This is a genomic window from Burkholderia sp. SIMBA_062 (genome assembly GCF_046534765.1).
Taxonomy (GTDB): Bacteria; Pseudomonadota; Gammaproteobacteria; order Burkholderiales; family Burkholderiaceae; genus Burkholderia; species Burkholderia ambifaria.
The window spans coordinates 120,797-135,407 of sequence record NZ_JAWRYD010000002.1 but is presented as its reverse complement, the minus strand read 5'-3'; the positions used below and the strand labels follow the sequence as shown (position 1 = coordinate 135,407).

Genomic DNA, 14,611 nt, shown 5'->3' with positions numbered 1-14,611 from the left:
TGGGAGACCCGTGCAGTTAACCGCATCCGGGCGCGGCGGCGGCCGCGCGCGGCGAAGGTCCGTTCAATAGAACGAATTGATGGTCCAGCCGGTTGCGAGCGGCGTCTGAAGGAAGGTCTGGCCGCCGCCGCAATAGGAGGAGGTCCACGGCGTCTTCGCGTAGCCGTCGTACGTCGCCCATTTGCTGGAAAGCCTGACCGTGTATCCGCTGCGCGGCTCGGCGGCCACGTTCAGCGTGACGTTGATCGTCGCGGCGTCTTCGCGCAATTTCGGCGACTGCGCCTCGTTGTGCGCGATCACCTTGTCGCCCTGACGGTCGATGACTTCGACGACCAGGCGCATCTGCCCTTCCCGCCCCTTCAGGTCGCAGGTCGCATAGCTCATGTGCATGTATGCGCTCACCGCAATCAGCCCATTGTTGTCGAGCTTCACCGGCCGGTCGATCGTGTACGTGTACGTGCCGTCCCGTTCGTAGGTGATGAGCGGCGGATTCGGATACCCGCCACGGTAGGTAAACCCGCACGAAAAATCACTCGCGCCAGGCGTCTCCATCAGGATCGCGCATGCCGTGTCGGTGCCGCCGATCTTGATCCCCGACTGCGGCAGCCACTTGCCGTCCTGGCATGACAGCACTTGTCCATCCTGGCCCATCGATATGAGGCCGGCAGTTGGACGATTTTTGTCGGGCGCGCACGGCGTGTTGACCACGACACGCCCGCTGATCTCGTACTGGTTCGCGGAAACGACGCCAGGCACGATCAGGTTGTCGTTCTGATCGACCGCGAGCGCCTGCCAGGCGGCGCCCGTCCACGCATAGGCGCGGAATGTGTCGAGCGTGAGGCGCACGTCGCCTTTCTCGTTCGATGCATCGGTGGGCAGATCGTTGGTCTTTTCGACAGGATCCTTCCAGTGGCCGCCAGCGCCGCGCCACACGCCATTCTTGCAGCTCAGCAGATTGCCGAGTGCGTCCGCGCCCAGCTTGCCGTTCGTGAAGTTGCCGGCCGTTCCGCAGTTCGCCGCGTCGGGGTTGCCGTCCGTGAACGTGTGCGTGAGCCAGATCGGCACCTGCATCGCGTTCGCCTCCGGATGGCCGCCGACGCCAACGCGGTACAGGTAATCGCTGTTGATCTGCTGGCCCGGGCCGTTGAAGAAGATCTCGTTCGCGAGGTGTCCCACATTCGGCGGCGTGGCGCCGTTCGGACCGCAGGTTGGCGAGCTGCCGCCGAGAAACGTGCCGAGCGGCATCCGCCACGCGTCGAATGCGCCGCGCACTTCGTTCGGAAACGCCCCGCTGATCGAACCGCCGCCCGGCCCCGCACTCGCGGCGACGAGCCCGAGTTCCTTGTCGCCGATCGTCTCGCCGCCAGTCGTCACGACCAGCGCGTCGAGCCCGGTGCCGAGCGCGCTCCGCTTGATGAGTACGCACGTGTTCTGGCCGTATGCATTCGTTGGCCGAAGTGCTGCGGGCAGATCATTCGACGCCTGCAGATCGGCAATCTTCATCACGATGGGCGTCTGGTTGTTCGCGCGCTGCAGCCAGGTGTCGTAATCGCGCTTCAACGCCCGCGTGGCGGCGGCCGTCACCTGCGCCTGGTATTGCGCGGCCTGCTCGGCACGCACGTCGTCCAGCGACGAATCCATCATCATCGCGATGCCCGCGAGCATCACTGCAGCGATCGCCAGCGCGCCGAGCACCTCGATCAGCGCGATGCCGCGCGCGCGGCGACGGGAATACTTGAAATGCATCAGTACGCCTGCCCCATCCAGACCGGCATGCCGTTCGCAATCTGCAACCCGGCGGGCAGCGGCACGCCGCTCACCGGCGCGTTCGGATTCGCGTTGCCGGGGCGCACGACCGCATTGCGATACGCGACGCCCGCGAACAGCGAACCGTCAGCGAGCGTCGTGAGTTCGCCGGTGATATTGACGGACGGCGCCGCCGACGCATACGCGACAACGGTGCCGTCCATGACGTAGTTGCGCCATAGCGGGTTCGCGCCCGGATACCACGCCGGAAACGGCAGCCGAGCATTCGGCACCGCGCCGCGCGTGCCAGGATGCACGCGCGCGTAGTCGAGCGTCGCCTGCCGGTAGATGGCGAGGTTTTCGGCGAGCGCCTGCGCGGTGCGCGCCGGTTGCAGCGCGGGAATGGCGGACGGGTCTTGCAGCGTCGCATAGACAGCGGCGATCGACGCGAAGGCCAGTGCGGCGGCGAGGGCGTACATACGTGAAGTAGGTGATGGCGAATGAATCGGGCGGCGTCAGTTCGACGTCCAGATAATGGTGGCGTTATCGGTGCAAGCGCCCGTCGCGTCGCTCGGCGAGACGGGATAATTGACGGACTTTTGGCCAATCTTCGCCGATTTCCAGTTTCCGCCGGCCGTCAACGTGTTGACGCAGACTTCTCTCGGCACCTGCGTGTAAGCGACTGTGAAAGTCTGGTTCGCACCGGTCACGGTCACGGTCCCTCCCCACGTATTCGAAACACCGCCGTTGCCGTCCGGTGTCAGCGTCCCCGGAAACACCTTCGCCGCACTCAAATTCGCGTTCATCGGCTGCGTGCCGTAGTTGTTCACCTGCCCCATGTAAAGCTTTTTGGTGCCGGTCTGAATCGCATTCAGATCCTCGGTCAGCCGATTCGTATTCGCGCTCGAGAACGCCGACCCGAGCAACGCGATCGCGCCGACGATCACGATCGCCGCGACGCCCAGATACGCGATGCTCTCGAGCAGCGACGCACCGCGCTCGTTGCGGTGCCTCCGGCAGAACGCCGGTGCATGTCGATAGGCGGGAGGGTTGGCGAGTGGTTTCATAGTGTGTTTTCCTGAATTAAAAAATGCGCGACGTCAATGCATCGCGCGCGTCATCGTGGCGATTTCCTGCTGGATGCCGAAGAAGCCCGTCACGAGCCAGCCGATCACCATCGCGAGCGCGACGATCGCGACGCCGTTCAGCACGCGCATCTGCGCGGTAATCCGCGCGACGCCCTCTTCGAGCCATTCGTCGGCGAGCATCTTGAGTGCCGCATCGAAGCCGCCGTATTCGGCGTAGATGCACAAATCCTCGACGATCTCGCGCGACGGAAACTGATAACCGGCGTTGAGCAGCGCCTCGCCGGCGTTGAGGCCCGACTTCACGCCGACCAGCGTGTCGTCGATCCGCTCGCGCAGCCACGGCTGCGCGACCGCGCCGATCTTGAGCAGCGCCCGCTCGACCGTGACGCCCGACGCCTGCAGCGCCGAGAACGCGATCAGGAAGCCGCTGCCCGTGACGAGCCGGTAGATCGAATAAGGCGGCACACGATCCGCGTAGATGCGCAGCGGCCCGCGCCAGCGCGGCAGCGACCACGCGAGCGCCGCGAACACCGCGACGAGCGCCGCGACGACGACGAGCATCCAGCCCTGCACGAACAGCGACATCAGGTACAGCGAGCGCGCGGCGCCGCGCCAGTGCGTCGGATCGGCGATCAGCGCGAACTTCGGGATCACGTGCGTGCCGAACAGGTACAGATAGCCGATCACCATCACGACGAGCCCGACTGGATACGCAACGCCGCCCGTGACCGCGCGGCGGATCTTGCGGCTCGACTGCACGATGTCGGCAACCGACACGAGCGAGTCCTCGATGCGCCCCGCCTGCTCGCCCGCCGCGACGATCATCTGCTCCGTCGCGGGTACCCACGCCTCCATCGCCTCCGACAGCATCCGGCCGTTCTGCACGGCGAGCCGCCAGTCGGACAGCACGATCGCGAGCGGCTCGCGCGGCTTGCGCCCTTCGCGCGACGCGCGCCATTCGAGTTCCTCCAGCACCTTGAGGAGCGGCAGCCCGTTGCCGAGCATCTTCGCGATCTTCCGATAGACGCGCAGCCGCTCGTCGGCATTCAGGCAGAACTGCGCCCAGCGGCGATTCAGCTCAAGTGCCATAGCTGAATCCGACGAGCGACAGTTGCTGTCGCGCTTCGCCCGCAACCGGCGCGAGCGTGCCGACGACGCGCTCGACGCCGCGCGGATCGACGAGCCCCGCCGCGACCTTGCGCAGTGCGTGCTCGCCAAGCGTCATCCCGCCGCGCGTGCCGGTCCAGTACTCGAGCGCGCCGACCTTGTCGCCGTCGCGCAGGAATTCGAACAGCCGCGCATCGGGCAGGATCACTTCGGCGACGACGGTGCGGCCGATCGTGCCGACCGTGCGGCAGTGCTCACAGCCGTCGCCTGCGATGCACACGTCGTGCATCCGGCTGTCGAGCGCGAGCCGCAGCCGCGCGAACAGGCCCGGCTCGATCCGGTCCGGATGATCGACCAGCCGCAGCTTGCAATGCGGACACAGCAGCTTCACGAGACGCTGGCTGATGAGCCCGGAGATCACCGTGTGATCGGTGACCATCCGCGCGTGCAGGCCGAGATCGATCAGGCGGTCGGCGATCGCGAGCGCGCTGTTCGCGTGCACCGTCGTCCACACCTGGTGGCCCGTCATCGACGCGCGCAGCGCCGTCTGCCCGGACGCGCGGTCGCGGACCTCGCCGATCATGATCGTGTCCGGATCGAGCCGCATCGCGTTCGTGATTGCCGCCGCGAACGCGAGCGCGCGCGCGTCCTCGGTCGGCGCGTTCGCGACGGGCGTCTGCACCGCGCCGTCGATCGGATATTCGATCGGGTCCTCGACGGTGATCACGTGCAGGCTGCCGCGCGACTCGTCGATCTGCGCGGCGAGCATCCGCTGCAGCGTCGTCGATTTGCCGGAACCCGTCGGGCCGCTGATGATGTTCATTCCGTGCGGCTGTGCGCGCAGCGCGCGGAACGCCGCGACGTGCTCGGGCGCGAAGCCGAGCGCCGCGAGATCGGTCGCGTCGCCCGCATCGTTGTACAGGAGCCGCAGCACCATCAGGCTGCCTTCGTTGGTCGGCGTCGTCGCGATCCGCACGCCGTACAGATCGTCCGGCAGCTTGTCGCGGTCGCCAATGCTCGCGTCCTGACGTTCGCTCGGCCGGTAGCTGTTGTCCGACACGGTCGTCATCGCGCCGTACAGCGTCGCGAGGAGCCGCTCGCCGTGCTCGCGCGTGTGCTCGTTCACGCGCATGAGCTCGTTGTGGATCCGGAAGTAGACCTCGGTGCTGAAGCGGCGCACGCGGATATGGATGTCCGATGCGCGCTCGCGGCACGCGCGGCCGATCAGCTCCTTCGCGAGCACCTGCATCACCGTGTGATCGAGCCGCTCGCCGCCGCCCGCGGCATTCTGCCGGTACGCGTCGCGCACCTGCATCAGCGTCGCGGGCGTCGGCCGGTACGGCCGGCCCATCCGGTCAAGCCGCGCGCGATACGACAGCACGAACGGATTCATCTCGTGGCCGTCGGCAATCAGCAGACGCCCGTCGTCGAACAGGCAGACGAACTTGCGTTCCTCGACGCTCGCCGCGAAGTCGCCCGCTTCGCTGACGGCGCGCGGGCCGCGCGGCGGCGCGGCATCGCCGCTGGCGGGCAGCGGCGCGCGCACGGGCGGCGCGTCGGGTCGTTGCGCGGGGTGGCTCATGATCCGCTCGCCGGCAGTGCGGGCAGCATCGGCGGCGGCGCGGCCGGGTCGGCCGGCAGCGGCGGATTGCCCGCGTACGACGGCGACGCCGTCGACAGCCTCGTGGTGCGCCCGCGATTCGACACGACGACCGCACGCGGCTCGATCGCGACGACGCGTCCACCGTCCGGCAGCGCGTCGCCGCGCTGCACTTCGAATTCGGCGCCGCCGTTCATCCGCAGCGTCGCGAACGCGCGCTTGCCGACGCCTTCGATCGCCGTCACCGCGAACTGCGCGGCCGGCGCGCCGCCGCGCACGCGCGCGAGCTGAGCGGATCGCTCGGCGACCTGTTGCTCGGTCTCGAGCTTCTTCAACTGTGCCTGCAGCAGCACCGTCTCGCTTTGCAACCGCGTGAGCCGCGCAGCGGTCGCGCCGTCGTCGTCGGACGACACGGGCCCCGCCGCGCGCACGGCGCCGGCGAGCACCGCCAGGCCAAGTGCGCACATCCATCGGACGCGACTATTTCGCATAGAGCACTCCTTCGAGAGTCCACTGATTGTTCTGGTAAGCGAGGCGCTGCACGCGCAGCCCCGGCACGTCGATCGCGCGCACGAACTCGGGCGGCGCGACGCCGCCGAGGCTCGCGTTCAGCCGGTACGCGCGCCACCCGACCGCGGCGGCCGCCTGCTGCGCGAGATTCGCGAGCGGCGCGCGCGCCGCCTGATCGGGAAGCAGCGGATCCAGTTTAGCCACGGCATCGAGCCATTGGAGACGCGACAGAAGTTGCGTCCTGACAAGCGAATCGTCGACGAGCGGCGTGTCGCCCGCCGTCGGCGCGGCGAGCGGTACCTCGAGCGTCGCGCGTTCGCCGTCGGTGTCGACGATCGCGTCGGGCTCCGCGGCGAGCAGGTAGCGCACGTTCGAGCCGTTGCGCGTCCACGTGTAGTGCGCAGCGTCCGGCGTGCATTCGTAGCGATCGAGCCGCCAGCCGCCCGGCGCGAGCCGGCCGAAGCGCGTCGTGCACGCGCGCGCGAACCCGACCGCGTCGGGCAGCGCCGCCCACGGCGGAACGACGGGGCCGCTCTTCGCCTGCCGCGCGGCGAGCTCCGCGCGCACGCGTTCGAGCGCCGCCTCGCGTTGCTCGTCCTCGACCTTCGCGCGATGATGCCAATAGGCGAACGCGCCGCCGCCCGCGACGCACACGACCGCCGCGGCAACCAGCGCGGCGCGCGGCGACAAGCGCCGCTCGATGGGCCGCAATGCCCACCAGCGCTCGGTACGCGGCCGGCCGCCACGGCGCGGCAGCAGATCGTCGAGCCGCTTCGGCTGAAAATTCTGGAAGCCCTGCTTCTCGAGCTCCTGCTCGCCGATCACGACGTTCCAGCCGCCCCACGCGTAATCGGTGTGAAGCCGTTCCAACGCTTCTTCGCGAGTACCGACCCAGTCGCCGTTCGGCATGAACGCGTGGTCGCGCACCGCGAAGTACGCCCAGCGTCCGTCGGGCAGCGCGAACGCGCCGAGCCAGTTCGGCGCGGGCTGCCGGCGTCCGTTGTAGAACGCGCCTTCGAGCGCGATCGCGCGCGACACCATCGCGCCGAGCGACAGATGCCCGGGTGCGAAGCCGTCGCGCGTGTTCGCATAGCCCGCCGCCGCGCCGCCGCGATCGATCCGCAGCACCATCAGGTCGAACTTCAGCTTCTTCGCGAGCTCGACGGCTTCGGCGCGCAGCTCGTTGCGCCGCGACAGCGACTGCCAGAACAAGCCGCCGACGAAGCGCTGGCGGCCGATTTGAATCACCTGCGCGCTCATTGCCGGCTCCGTCAGGCGCCGCCGCGCTGCGTGACGGGCGTGATCAGGATCACGATCACCTCGCGCGAGCGTTGCGCCTCGTAGCCGCCGCCGAGCGCGATCATCTTCGGCGTGCCGATGCCGCGTTCGTCGAGCGAATCGTTCGTGCCTTCGTAGCCGCTGATGACGAGCGTCTCGCCCGACTTCATCGCGACCCGCTGCAGGAAGTTGCGCATGTCGACGTCGGGCGTCTGGATCCGCGTCGCGCCGCTGCCCGTGCTGCTCGACACGTCCTTCAGCTGGAGCAGCGACGAGATGTTCGTCGAGAACTGCAGCATCACGGTGCCATCGTCGAGCACGTGCGGCAACAGCGTCATGTTGAAGCCCGTCGTTACGGTGCCCGGCGTGAGCGCGGTCGACGAGCCGACGTTCGCGGTGTTCGTCGTCGACACCGACGCGAGATAGCCGGTTTGCGTCGCGACCTGCACGGGCACCGGCTGGTTGTTGAGCGTCGTGACCGACGCCGACGTCTTGCGCCGCACCGTCCCCTGCTGCGACAACGCGCGAATCAGCAGCTTGGTGCCGTTGAAGCGACTCGTCGGGCTGAGCACCGTCGCGGACAGGTCGCCTGGCGTCAGCGCGGCCGGCGTGAACGGGTTGGAGATCCCGAATTGCGCCGACACCGTCTTGTAGACGAGGCTCCAGTCGATCCCGTATGCGTCGCCCGCCTTCAGCGACACGCTGAGCACCGTCACGTTGAGCATCACCTGCCGCGACAGCGAGCGGTTCTGCTGCGTCATGAACGCGGCGACGCGCTCGATCACGTCGGGCGTGTCGGTCACCGAGATCGAGCCGGTCGCGGGCGATGCGACCGAGCTGCCGTAGCGCGACAGCATCGACTGGATCGCGCTCTGCAGCCCGTTGAACACGGACAGCTGCGAATTCACCGCGGTGTTCGCCGTATTGTTCGCGGTGAGGCCCGTCGTGCCGGAGCCCGAGCCGGTCGCGCCGCCGCCCGAGCCGCCGGACTGCGAGCCGCCCGACGTGCCTTCGCTCGTCGCGCCGCTCACCACCGACGCGTTCAGCGACGAGTCGCCGGGAATCGCGTTGACCTGGAACGTGCGGGTATCGGTGAAGAAGAAGCGGATCGCCCCCTGCTCGTATTTCCAGAAGACGCCGAAGCGCGCGCATGCCGCGTCGAGCAGGCCGCGCAGCGTGCCGCCCGCGTACAGGATGCGCGCCGGCGCGAACGACGTGCCGGCGCCGCCGCCGTCCGCGCCGGTGCCCGCGCCGCTGCCCGCCTTGCCGCCGCCGGACGACCCGCCGCCCGGCATGCCGGGCGGCAGCGGCGGCACCGAGCGCCCGCCCGCCGCGTCGAGGAACACGGGTGCGCCGCGCGCGCCGCCGTCCGCGCCGCCGCCTTGCTGCGAACGCGCGGCCGCCTGCTGCGCGCTCGCGGCGACCTGCGTCGGTACCTGCGTGAGCCGCGTGATCTGCTCGGCGAATTCGGATAATGAAGAGACCGCGCGGTCGAACGACGCCGGCTCGTCGAACAGCGCGGGGAGCTGTTCGCGGCTCTGCAGCTTCACGGCGCCCGCCGACACCCACAGCCCGTTGTCGACGACGACGGGCGACAGAGCGTGCACGCTGTTGTCGCCGTCGGCGGTGCGCTTGAGGAGCGCGCCCGATTCGTCCGAATCGCGTCGCACGTCCCGCTCGATGCCGCCGCGCAGCCCGGTGCAGCCGCTCAGCAGCACGGCGGCCAGTAACGAAATGACGAAAAAGACGCGCATCAGCCCGCTCCCTGCGCGACGACGCGCAACACGTGATTGCCTTGATAGAGAATCGCCTGGATCGGCGTCGCGGTGCGGCCGAGACTCGCGACGAGCACTTGCAGCGCATCCTCGAACGAGCCGCGCAGCGTCGCCTGCGCGTCGACGCTGAAATCGACCGGCGCATCCCAGACGAGCTGCCAGCCCGCCGTGCGCGCCCATCGCAACAAGACGCCGCGGATCGTGCCGTCGGACGCGCGCACGTCCCAGACGGGTGCGTCCGCAACGGGCAGCGACGCGGGCCGCGCGGCCGTGGTGGGCGCGGCCCCGGCTGACGCCGGTGGCGATACCGCGTGCAAGACGTCGACGCGCGTTGCCGTCAGCGGTGTGTGATCGAAGCGCTCGACAAATGGGCCGCCGATCGCCGGATCGGTGCCGGCGGGCGGGCCGCTCGCCGCGCAATCGGTTGCAAAAAGCGCGGTCGCGATGAACGCGGCCGCGGCGACCGTAGCGCCGTGCATCATGATTGTCCTCGTTACTCGACTGCTGCCGTGCGCGGCTGGCCCCCGCGCTTTGCTGCTCGATGATCCCGGATGCCGCGTCCGACGCCCCGGACCGCGTGCGCGGCCGGAACTGGCTTTCCGAACATGGGATTACGGCAGCGTTACATAATAGGTCTACGCACGCAGTCGCATTATTGAAGTGATTATTGCGCGGCAAATATACCCCGAACGGTTTGACAAAAGCTAGTTTGCATGCAAAATTAAATAGACCATTCAATTTCCTCTTTCACTGCGCGAAATGCGCCGCCCAATCCATTCAATCGAACTGCCAAGATGAACCAGCATGCCGCCGCCCCGCTGCGCGATCTCGCGGGCGAAGTGCTCGGCCTGATCGACCTGAAGCAGATGTTCACCGACATCCACATCGAGCAGGACCGCCCCGTCACGATCAAGACCCCGCGCGGCTGGGTCGAGACGAGCGACGAACCGGTGCTCCTCGACGACATGCGGCCGCTGCTCGACGCGATCGACGAGCATTGGGAAGCCGCGCTTCGGCAAGGCACGCTCGACCGCCCGTTCGTCCTCACGCGCTGCCGGCTGCGCTGCCACGTGTACCGCGCGGGCGGCGGCCGCAAGATCGTGATCTCGATGCGCCGGCTGCCGCTCAAGCCGCTGCCGCTCGAGGAACTCGGCCTGCCCGTCTACGTGCGCTCGATGCTCGACAACACGAAGGGCATCATCCTCGTCACGGGCCCGACGGGCTCGGGCAAGACGACGACGATCGCGTCGCTGCTCGAGCACATCAACGCGACGCGCAACACGCATATCGTCACGATCGAGGAGCCGATCGAATACTATCTGGAGCGCCGCCAGTCGATCATCTCGCAGCGCGAAGTGCCGACCGACACGCCGAATTTCCCGCACGGGCTGCGCGAGGCGCTGCGGCAGAAGCCGGACGTCGTGATGGTCGGCGAGGTGCGCGACGCGCAGACGGCCGACACGCTGCTGCAAGCGGGCGAATCGGGGCACCTCGTGCTCGCGACGATGCACACGGGCAGCGCGGTCAGCGCGCTCAACAAGCTGCTGTCGTTCTTTCCGGTCGAGCAGCGCGACCGGCACGCGGTCGCGCTCGCCGAATCGCTGATCGGCATCGTCTGCCAGAGCCTCGTTCCGAGCGCGGACGGCGAAAGCCTCGTGCTCGCGAGCGAACTGCTGTTCAACAACAACAACCAGGTCGCGAAGCTGATCGCGGATCCGACGAAGCTGCACCTCGTCAACGAGTTCCTGCGGCGCCGCGAGGACAACATGTCGCGCTCCCTGAACAACGACCTCGCCGCGCTCGCGGCCCGCAACCGGATCTCGACGAAGGACGCATTACGGGCGACTTACAATCGGATCGAGCTGAATGAAATGATGCAGTCGATTGTTAATCGTTAGGCACGCATCCGATCCGGCATTTTTCATGCCGATCTAAAATCGGAAAAAAATGTAAAAAAAATGCCGAATCCCGTGTTAAACGACTGGGGGAACTCATTTCAAAATCCGATTGTCGTCGCGCGTCTAAATCTTGCCAGACCGTCGTTCAATAATGCGTGGAACTTGCATCAATTGCCGAGCAGGCGCGTCTGCGTGCTGAGGCCGAGGCCGTCCGGCGGCGTCGCCGACGAATGCGCGCGTAACGTCGCGCGCTTCGCGGTGTCGGGGAAGCTGGCGATTGCGCTTGCCGCGGCCGGCGCGCGTCGCGCCTGTGCGGCTGGCGATGCCGGCGGCGGCCGGCGCACGGGATCGGCGGACGTCGCGCGCGGCGTCACCAGCACGAGCCGCTGCGCGTCATGTCCGGCGGCAAGCGGCAGCGCGAGCGCCACGCATTCCCCTGCGGAGAGCGTCGTACCGTGCACGGTTTCGCGCGTCGACGATGCGCCGGCCGAGCGGCTGTCGCGCTCCGCCCAGCGCTCGACGATCCGCATGTCGAGCGCATAACGGCCCGCCTGCGCGGTCTCGCGCGGCGTAACCCGCATCGCGAATCCGTTCCGCTGCGCGTCGAGCGATGGCGCATCGCCGTCGCCCGACGTGACGAACACCTGCCGCAGACGGCCGAAATCCGCGCTGTCGTCGGGGAGCGTCAGCGTCGAGCCGTCGGCGTCGATCGATGCGTCCCCGTGCGCGGCAAGCTCGGCGATGCGCGCGCGCATCGGCGCGCAGCCGTCCGGCGCGGGCGCGATCGCCACGCGCGGGGCGGATGCGCCGGTGGATACGGACGCCTGCGTGTCGTCGCGCCACCGCAACCCGAGCGCGTCGATCTGCGCGCGCGCGAGCGTCGCGCCGAACGCATCGATCCGAATCGACGCGGGCAGCGTATCGAGCTGCGCGACGAGCCGTGCATCGCGCGCCAGCCGCGCGGGCACGTCGCGGATCAGCACGGTGTTCGAGCGTGCATCCGCGCCGACGATCGGCAGCGATGCCGTGAATTCGCGCACGCCGGGCACCGCGCGCGGCGCGACGCCGTCCTGCTCGAGCCGGCGGCGCAGCCGCGTCGCGAGCCCCGGCAGCGACGCATCGCCCGCGTCGCCGCGCACCGCGCGGTCAGCCGCCGCGCGCGCATGCAGCCTGAACGCGCGCGTCTCGGTCCGCACGCGCGCCTGCGCAGCTTCGTCGAGCGCACGCGCGGCGGCGAGCACGAGCGCGACATAGCGCGGCGGGCCGGCGACCCGCACGATCCGCGCCGCGTCGTCGTAGCCGGGCCGCCAGCGCGCGTCGACGATCCGCTGCCGTGCGAGCGTCGCGCGCAGCTCGGCCGGCGTCGCGTAATTGAGCCGCACCGCCGCACGCTCGAACGCATCGGGCGCGACGAGCTGCAGCACCGCGCCGTCGTAGTACGCCGCCAGTCCGCACGTGCGCGCCACCCAGTCGACGAAACGCCGCGGCGGCAGCGCGTCGCGCACGTCGAGCCGGCACGACGCCGCTGCGTCCACGTCGATTGCGACGCCCGAGCGGCGGCTCAATTCGCTCAACGCGGCGGCGGCGCTCACCGGCCCGACGCGATAGTCGAAGCGCGCGAGCGGCCACGCGAGCGGCACCGCATGCAGCGCCGGCGCATGGCTCGCGAGCGCGAGCGCGATGGCGGCAGCCGACGCGGCCGCGCGCCGCGTCACGATGCGCGATCCGCCGGCTCGGCGTCCGCGCCCAGGTTCAGGCGGTAGCCTGTCGCGTACGCCGCATGCACGGTCCAGCCGAGGCCCGCCGCTTTCAGCCGGCTGCGCAGCCGGCTCACGTACATGTCGACCGTGCGGGTCTGCGCGGACGCTTCCGCGCCCCACACGAGCCGCAACAGATCCTGCCGCTGCACGACGGTGCCGGGGTGCTCGGCCAGATGCCAGAGAATGTCGAACTCCTTCGCGCTGAATGCGTGCGACGCGCTGCCGTCGGACACGGTCAGCGTCGCGCGCGACAACACGCAGCCGCCGAGCTGCATGCGCCCGCTGTCGACCGACAGCGCCGCGAAGCGCCGCAACAACGCGCGCACGCGTGCGAGCAGCGTCTGCTTCTCGAGCGGCTTGATCAGGAAATCGTCCGCGCCGGCGTCGAGAATCTTCACGATGTCTTCTTCGTCCGAATGCACGGTCTGGAAGATCACCGGGACGATCGAGCGCGCGCGGCCACGCACCCACGCGAGCAGCCGCTCGCCCGTCATCCCGGGCAGGTCCCAGTCGAGCACCAGCAGATCGGCCCAGCTGTCGCCGAGGAAGCGGCGCGCGTCGAGCCCGTCGTCGAACGCCTCGACGCGGTAGCCCTCGGCCTTGAGCCAGGTGACGAGCAGCGTGCGCTGCACCGGATCGTCCTCGACGACGACGATCTGCTTGGGCTGCTGCACGGTGCGCTGCATGTTCGGTTCGGACATCGCGGAAATAGGGTTCGTCAAGCGGAAAGGAAAGGATGCCGGCGCTCAGCCGTCGGGCGCGACGCTCGCGCGCCAGCGCGCGATGCCGTCCGGCACGGCCGAAGCTGCCGCGCGTGCCGGCGCGGGCATCGGCAGGCGCATCACGAACGCCGTGCCGACGCCGCCATTCGATTCGGCGTACAGCGTGCCCGCATGCGCGGCGGCGACCTGCGCGGCGAGCTGCAGCCCGAGGCCGAAGCCCATCGAGCCACGCTTCGCAAGCGGCGCGAAATCGGTCATGCGCCCATCCGTGGCGAGGCCCGGCAGGCCGCCGGCCCAATCGCGGATCGTCACTTCCGCGTGCGCGTCACGCACGTGCAGCCGGATCTCGACGCGCGCGCCCTGCCGCGACGCCTGCACCGCATTGTCGATCAGGTTCTGCAGCGCGCGGGCGACGAATACGCGCGCGCCGCGCAACCACAGCGGTACGGCGTCGTCGAGCCACAGCTGCAACGCGACGCCGCGATAGACGGCGCCCACTTCGAGCTTCGGCACGAGCTCGCGCAGCATCGTGCGCAGGTCGAAGCGCACGAAATGGCGCTGCCGGAGATCGTCCGCCGCCGACGCGACGAGGTAGTCCTGGCCGAGCAGCAACGCGTGCCGCGCGAGCTGCGCGATCCGTTCGAGGCCGCCGCACGCGGCGAACGCGTCGGGATCGGCGTCGTGCAACTGGGTCAGCGCGAGTATCGAATTCTGCGGCGAACGCAGGTCGTGCGCCAGAAAGCGCAGCGACGCGACGCGCTCGTCGAGCGCGCGGCGCAGCGGCGTGATGTCGGCGACCGTGACCGTCGCCGCGATCGCCGGATCGTGCTCGACCGGCTGCAGCGTCAGCCACAGGATCGCGTCGTCGGTTTCGAATTCGAATCCTTGTTGGAGCGTGTCGAATAGCGCGGCGGAATCCGCGCCCGCCGCGTCGCCAAGCAGCGCGTGCAGCGGCAGCCCTGCGGCGAGCGTGCGGCCTAACAGCGCGTGCGCGCGCTCGGTGGCCGCGACGATCGCGCCGTCGCGGTCGAGCGCGAGCGTGCCCCACGCCTGCCGGGCCTGCATCACCTCGAGGATTCGGGCGTCGGCCCGTTGCGACACGATCAAGTTCGACTCCGGCGGACGTC

13 protein-coding genes are annotated in these 14,611 nt (G+C 69.1%); 1 reads left to right on the top strand and 12 read right to left on the bottom strand.

Features of this window, described 5'->3' with window-relative positions:
• Positions 1-63 precede the first annotated feature (63 nt).
• From SB786_RS02365 to SB786_RS02325, 9 genes are read right to left on the bottom strand one after another with little or no spacing between them, the layout of a single operon-like run.
• Complete coding sequence (locus SB786_RS02365) at positions 64-1,746, bottom strand: type II secretion system protein (protein ID WP_410726004.1); 1,683 nt, start codon at positions 1,744-1,746, stop codon at positions 64-66.
• Positions 1,746-2,225, bottom strand: a complete 480-nt coding sequence (gene pilM, locus SB786_RS02360) for a type IV pilus biogenesis protein PilM (protein ID WP_410726003.1) — start codon at positions 2,223-2,225, stop codon at positions 1,746-1,748. The genes SB786_RS02365 and pilM overlap by 1 nt, the downstream gene beginning before the upstream one ends.
• Positions 2,226-2,261: 36 nt before the next feature.
• Positions 2,262-2,813, bottom strand: a complete 552-nt coding sequence (locus tag SB786_RS02355) for a type 4 pilus major pilin (protein ID WP_410726002.1) — start codon at positions 2,811-2,813, stop codon at positions 2,262-2,264.
• A 33-nt stretch (positions 2,814-2,846) separates the two neighbouring features.
• On the bottom strand, positions 2,847-3,923 hold the full coding sequence (locus tag SB786_RS02350) for a type II secretion system F family protein (RefSeq protein ID WP_410726001.1): 1,077 nt from the start codon (positions 3,921-3,923) through the stop codon (positions 2,847-2,849).
• A complete protein-coding gene (locus SB786_RS02345) occupies positions 3,913-5,523 on the bottom strand; it encodes a GspE/PulE family protein (protein ID WP_410726000.1) in 1,611 nt (536 codons plus the stop codon). The genes SB786_RS02350 and SB786_RS02345 overlap by 11 nt, the downstream gene beginning before the upstream one ends.
• Positions 5,520-6,008, bottom strand: coding sequence for a type IV pilus biogenesis protein PilP (pilP, locus tag SB786_RS02340; RefSeq protein WP_410726179.1), 489 nt, complete (start codon positions 6,006-6,008; stop codon positions 5,520-5,522). Before pilP ends, SB786_RS02345 begins: the two co-directional genes overlap by 4 nt.
• Positions 6,009-6,021: 13 nt before the next feature.
• Complete coding sequence (gene pilO2 / locus SB786_RS02335; RefSeq protein ID WP_410725999.1) at positions 6,022-7,311, bottom strand: type 4b pilus protein PilO2; 1,290 nt, start codon at positions 7,309-7,311, stop codon at positions 6,022-6,024.
• A gap of 11 nt (positions 7,312-7,322) precedes the next feature.
• The gene (locus SB786_RS02330) at positions 7,323-9,083 is read right to left on the bottom strand and encodes a PilN family type IVB pilus formation outer membrane protein (RefSeq protein ID WP_410725998.1); all 1,761 of its coding nucleotides are present in this window, start codon (positions 9,081-9,083) and stop codon (positions 7,323-7,325) included.
• Complete coding sequence (locus SB786_RS02325) at positions 9,083-9,586, bottom strand: toxin co-regulated pilus biosynthesis Q family protein (protein ID WP_410725997.1); 504 nt, start codon at positions 9,584-9,586, stop codon at positions 9,083-9,085. The genes SB786_RS02330 and SB786_RS02325 overlap by 1 nt, the downstream gene beginning before the upstream one ends.
• A gap of 312 nt (positions 9,587-9,898) precedes the next feature.
• Between SB786_RS02325 and SB786_RS02320 the strand changes: the two genes are divergently transcribed.
• On the top strand, positions 9,899-11,002 hold the full coding sequence (locus tag SB786_RS02320) for a type IV pilus twitching motility protein PilT (RefSeq protein WP_410725996.1): 1,104 nt from the start codon (positions 9,899-9,901) through the stop codon (positions 11,000-11,002).
• A gap of 167 nt (positions 11,003-11,169) precedes the next feature.
• Here the strand turns inward: SB786_RS02320 and SB786_RS02315 are convergent, their stop codons facing one another.
• From SB786_RS02315 to SB786_RS02305, 3 genes are read right to left on the bottom strand one after another with little or no spacing between them, the layout of a single operon-like run.
• The gene (locus SB786_RS02315; protein ID WP_410725995.1) at positions 11,170-12,717 is read right to left on the bottom strand and encodes a secretion protein; all 1,548 of its coding nucleotides are present in this window, start codon (positions 12,715-12,717) and stop codon (positions 11,170-11,172) included.
• Positions 12,714-13,463: a response regulator transcription factor gene (locus SB786_RS02310; RefSeq protein ID WP_006761744.1), complete on the bottom strand. Its 750-nt coding sequence runs from the start codon at positions 13,461-13,463 to the stop codon at positions 12,714-12,716. The genes SB786_RS02315 and SB786_RS02310 overlap by 4 nt, the downstream gene beginning before the upstream one ends.
• Before the next feature lie 45 nt (positions 13,464-13,508).
• Positions 13,509-14,585 carry a sensor histidine kinase gene (locus SB786_RS02305; RefSeq protein ID WP_410726178.1) on the bottom strand — a complete coding sequence of 359 codons (1,077 nt, stop codon included), beginning with the start codon at positions 14,583-14,585 and terminating at the stop codon, positions 13,509-13,511.
• Positions 14,586-14,611 lie beyond the last annotated feature (26 nt).